Source organism: Chloroflexus sp. (assembly GCF_034435895.1).
GTDB lineage: Bacteria > Chloroflexota > Chloroflexia > Chloroflexales > Chloroflexaceae > Chloroflexus.
Window position 1 is genome coordinate 1 of record NZ_DAOTWH010000172.1, and the last position, 4,796, is coordinate 4,796.

Here is a 4,796-nt window from a genome sequence, read left to right on the forward strand (position 1 = left end):
TGGCGCGGGCGTAGCCTTCGGCGGCGTGGCCGGCCCCCTGCTCGTGGCGGCAGAGCACGTGGCGCAGCCGGTCGCGATAATCCCACATCGCATAGTAGAAGGGCATGATCGCGCCGCCGGGAATGCCGAACATCACTTCGACCCCCTCGCGGATGAGGGCCTCACACATAATCTGGGCGCCGGTGAGTGGTTTGGTCATCGAACTACTCCTATCGTGATGTGTCTGGAACAGAACCTGTGTGCGCAGTCGCACCCAACGGCGGCGAGCGCAGCAATGCGCTGTCCCGTTGGCGACGACCGATCCAACAACCGACGGGCCACAGCAGTGGGGCGTTGCGCCGCTGCTCACCTCGATGTGAGCGGCCAGTCGCGGGGCAATGCGCTGGCGAGGCGGCGGTGAACGGAACGTAGGTTAGCGACGCCGGGTGATCACTGCCGGCGCAAGCGCGAGTCGCGGCTGCAACGCACGTTGTTGCCAAAAGCTGATAATGATTGTGATGAGCCGCATCGCGCATCCTCGCACGGGTACTAAAAAACCTCCCGCAGGGCGGGAGGTTCAGTCTTACATCCTGAGCCGGGGCTTTGTGACCATCCCCTCCCTAAACACGATTGCTCCACCCGCCAATAAGGCTAAGGAGGAGTACGCGTACAAGGAGGATAAGGATTACAAAGTGAGCGGCCATGGATTTGTGTACTTTGCCTAATTGACGACCCGCGAAGAGGATACCACAGCGTGAGCGGTTTGTCAACAGGGAAAGTTGACCCTCGTTTATCAAAGAGTGCGGCAGTCATCCTGCCGCACTCGATGCGATACGATCCGAGCGTTAGAGGAAGGTAATCACCACTAAGGTCTTGTTGCCGGCAGAGGTGATGATGATCGACACTTCGCGTCCATCCTTGGTGAACGTTAATTCAAACACGCCGCCATATTCCACCTCGACGCTATGACCTTGTCTCTGATCTTGTGCCTGCATCAAAAATAGCTCGTCAAGCACCTCTTATCTGACGCTGTCGATAACAGGCATGATTACTGCTCCGATAGGCGATCAATGCGCCATACTCCGGCGGCGATCCGCGTCAATTTGCGCTGCCATGCCGTTAATCGTTCCGGCATCCAGTCGTCATTTTCCTCAGCCAATTGGCGGGTTAGGGCAAACGCGCTTTGTTGCAAGATTGGTCGTTTCTCGGCATACGAACAATTGCCGAGGTCGCGATTTTTACCGGCTTCAAGCATCACTGTATTGCCAATACGATGGGCAAATTGCTCTAGATCGCGATTATTAAAGGCTTCCCACCCTTGGGCGGGTGATTGGGGCAGAATGTGCTCAATGGTGTAGTTGGCCGATTCGTAGTCAAAGTCTTGTCCGCTCACCTGTTTTTCTAGTTGACAAAGGATATAGCGGACAATCTTGGCATTGCGGCTCTGGCTCGTCTTCAACGCGGCTTCGGCAAAATAGGTACGGAATGCCTCGTCGCTGAGATAGATTGGTCGTAAAGCATCGCTGACTTGCGACCACGTGGTGAGTTCACTATGATGCAATCTGAGCGCAATCGCGTTATATACGCGCTCAAGTTCACCGGTATGCAATGACCCAATCACTTTGTAGCGAAACGTGATAATGACTGTGGCCCGTAACAAGGCGCCAAAATCATCATCGCTCAAGCGCCGTTTCGCTGCCATCAGCATCGCGAAAGGCACGTGCACCGAAAACATTGCTAACTCTTGCGCATACGCTTTCCACTAAGGCGGCCATGCGGCGCCGCTCGGCTGGGTAAGCGCGAGATACACGTCGATGTCTTCATCCATCTCGCGCAAGAGGGTAAACACATCGGCGCGTGATGTGATGGTCGTGCGGATCACCTTGAACAACTCTGATTGGCGTGCGAGCTGATGGCGACTGTTCCAATGCGTTCTAAGAAACTCTGGCACGCTTTCGCTGCCAAGCTGATCAACAATACTGTCCCGGCGTCGTTCCAAGCCATCAAGGTCGCTGCTCGCCTCACGGGCCAAAACAGCAGACACGTGGTTTTTAGCAGGTCAGTCGCCGATAAGCGAACACCGCGCGCATTGAGCGTTTCAAAGACCCGATAGGCGTTAAGCTCATCGGCCACCGTAATCACGGTGAAAAAGAGCTTATCACTCATCGTTTCGCCAAAGCTAGCTAGTTCTTTGCCGCGATCAGCAGCGTTAGCGATATGATCACGCAACCGGCGTTCAAACCAGAGAAAGCTCTTGCGCATCGTCAGGGTGGAGGTCGGAAAGCCGCGTTGCGGGGGGTGATCAGCTAATGTCGCCAAATAGTTGCGATAGTAGTCGTCGTTGTTTCGATTCAACGTTAGCTCGTTGCTCGTAGTTAATGTGACCGGATCGAGATACCCAATATAACTAGCACGAAGTTGATCGAGACGTTTTTGATTATCAGCCGCATAGTAGTCTTGCGCAATCAACTCCTTAATGAGTTTCATGGCGGCTAACACGATTAGACTCAGCGTGGTTAATCGTTGTTGGCCGTCAATGATGTCGAAGTTACGGTTATCGCTGGTTTGGAGAACCAGATACCCCATATAGTGCGCAGGTTCTCCGCCGCGCACGATAATATCGTGCCACAGATCTTCACCATTCTTCCTCGCCCCACGAATAATCACGTTGGAAGCGAGGTACTCGGTAGGACAACCCATTGCCGAGCAGTTGGCGGTATGTGCGATTTTCGGTGTTTTGGAATGATAGGGGCAGATTACGCAATTCCTCAGCAGGTGTGAGGTATCGCAAGTGATAGTTTTCTAAACAGTATACACGATAACAAGGCGAGCAATCTGTTGGCTCGCCTTGCGCTTGGCTGCATTCTACTTGATCAAACTGTATTTACGACGACGCGAGCAAAATGATCACCGACGTCTTATTGTTTTCGGTTGAGATCATGACCGTCGCGGTACGACCATCTTTGCTAAACGTGAGTTGGTATGTGTCGCCGTATTGGCTGGTTTCGCCTGCCTGCCAACCGTTTGCCACCATCTCGGTCTGGAAGAACGTGGCCATATTCGCTGCCGAGTCGGTCGTCTCAAAGCTGATCAGCTCACCCATCCGCATCTGATTGCTGATGTTTGGCGGTAACGGAATGTCAGCGCCAACTGCTTGCAGTTGCTCGCATACTGTAGGCAGGGTGAGGCTAGGATTGCCGGCGAGCTTGGTGACGTTGTACTCCCAGCGCACATTGCTGATCCCGCCGGGCAGCGGCGCGCCGCTTTCGTCAAGTGCGTCGCTGGTGATTGTGCCGGTGAGTTCGCCGATGTGGCGCACAACCACTGCCGGATTGGCTGACACCCAGATCTCGCCTTTGGCTTGCCCCTGATAGCCAAGTGTTTGTTCAGTTAGATTGAAGGTGTAGCGATCAGTGGTAAAGCCGTTGACCTGTACGCCACGTTCGGCGAGCCGGGCGTCTTGGAGATCGCCAATAAGTGAGTCGGGGGTCAGGATGCTGTCGGCGAACATGTCGCTGCCGGTGATATTAAGGCAGTTTCGATTAGAGCCGCTCTCGACATACTGGTACGCTTGGTCGCCGATTTGCACGTAGATGATGCGCGACAGTCCTATATCTGGCGAATCAGACTCAACGGTGAGGCTGCGATCGCCATTTTGCAGCCAGATTTCGAGGAAGGTCAGTTTGATCGGTTCATCGGCTTGGCCTTCGGTCTTCAGCAAACCGTCAATCTTCATCTCGACCTGTACATTGCCGAGCACCGTAACGTCGATGTCGGTGCTTGTAACCGGCGGGCGTTCGATTGCGCTTCCCGCAGCGGCGGTTGGCCCGGTTGCCGTCGTTGGCGCTGCGGTAGCTGCTGGATTAGCTGCTGCTGTTGGGTGCGGCGTGCGCGTTGGTGGAGCTTCTGTGGTTGGCGTTGGTGAAGGATCGCTGTCCGCGCCGCCGCCACAGGCGGCGAGTAGCGCTATGAGGGCGATGCTAAGCAGAGTGAAGATGCTGCGAGTGGTGATCATTAGATGTTTCTCTCCACTGATCGCGATCTAAAGCGTAGTTGTGTTTTTCACTGTAGCATACGAGAGAGGGTCTCACAAGGGAGATTGGATGAAGATTTTGTTAGGTTTGGGTTGGATCGATGCGGCAAAGGTGAGATAGCGCTATTTCGCTTACTTATTACCATATCTTCTAGCAACTGACACCAAGCGTTGCAAGGGGTGTAACGTGATAAGCAGCGAGTGGCAATTCATTGCTGGCAAGCCCATACCACCGCCTGCAACAATCGCTCCGCAGTATCATCCCAGCGCGGCAATCCGGCGGCGCGTTGCCATGCTGCGGCGCTGAGGCGTGCCCGTAGGGCGGTATCAGTGATGATGGTGTGTAGCGCCGCGGCTAGCGCCGCTTCATCATCAGGCGGCACCAGCAGGCCGCCATCACCTGCCAGCGCCGGCACTGGCCCGACCGCGCCGGCAATCACCGGCAAACCGCAGGCCAGCGCCTCGGCAAAGACCAAGCCGTAGCCTTCAAAGCGTGAAGGGAGGGCAAAGACGCTGGCGCATGTGTAGAGGTAGGCTAGCTCATCGTCAGCAAGCGTGCCATGGACTATCACCGGGGCCGGACAGCTACGCACCGCTTGCCAGACTTCGGCAGCGTAGGCTGGATCAGCCTCAGTCTCGCCGATCAGTTCCAAGCGCCAATCGGGGGGGGCGGCTTGGCCCCATGCCCGCACCAAGCGGGCCAGATTCTTGCGCGGTATCCATTGCCCGACTGCGATCACCAGCGGCTCGCGCGGCCCGCCTGCCGGCAAGCGGGCCAGCAGCC

6 protein-coding genes are annotated in these 4,796 nt (G+C 55.8%); all 6 read right to left on the bottom strand.

Features of this window, described 5'->3' with window-relative positions; translation table 11 throughout:
- A partial coding sequence (locus U9R81_RS10330; RefSeq protein ID WP_322495379.1) for a thiamine pyrophosphate-binding protein occupies positions 1-199 on the bottom strand: 199 nt, incomplete at its 3' end.
- A gap of 625 nt (positions 200-824) precedes the next feature.
- Positions 825-974 (bottom strand): hypothetical protein, encoded by a 150-nt coding sequence (locus U9R81_RS10335; protein ID WP_322495380.1) that lies wholly within the window; start codon positions 972-974, stop codon positions 825-827.
- Positions 975-1,027: 53 nt separating this feature from the next.
- Positions 1,028-1,714: an HNH endonuclease family protein gene (locus U9R81_RS10340; protein WP_322495381.1), complete on the bottom strand. Its 687-nt coding sequence runs from the start codon at positions 1,712-1,714 to the stop codon at positions 1,028-1,030.
- A 143-nt stretch (positions 1,715-1,857) separates the two neighbouring features.
- Complete coding sequence (locus U9R81_RS10345) at positions 1,858-2,679, bottom strand: DUF262 domain-containing protein (protein ID WP_322495382.1); 822 nt, start codon at positions 2,677-2,679, stop codon at positions 1,858-1,860.
- 184 nt (positions 2,680-2,863) lie between these two features.
- Positions 2,864-3,994 (bottom strand): hypothetical protein, encoded by a 1,131-nt coding sequence (locus tag U9R81_RS10350; protein ID WP_322495383.1) that lies wholly within the window; start codon positions 3,992-3,994, stop codon positions 2,864-2,866.
- 227 nt (positions 3,995-4,221) lie between these two features.
- Positions 4,222-4,796: glycosyltransferase (locus tag U9R81_RS10355; protein WP_322495384.1), on the bottom strand; the 575-nt coding region annotated here is incomplete at its 5' end.

Coding starts and splice junctions, on each gene's coding strand:
- U9R81_RS10335 (WP_322495380.1), bottom strand. CDS start 974: ATGCAGGCACAAGATCAGAGACAAGGTCATAGCGTCGAGGTGGAATAT.
- U9R81_RS10340 (WP_322495381.1), bottom strand. CDS start 1,714: ATGTTTTCGGTGCACGTGCCTTTCGCGATGCTGATGGCAGCGAAACGG.
- U9R81_RS10345 (WP_322495382.1), bottom strand. CDS start 2,679: ATGGGTTGTCCTACCGAGTACCTCGCTTCCAACGTGATTATTCGTGGG.
- U9R81_RS10350 (WP_322495383.1), bottom strand. CDS start 3,994: ATGATCACCACTCGCAGCATCTTCACTCTGCTTAGCATCGCCCTCATA.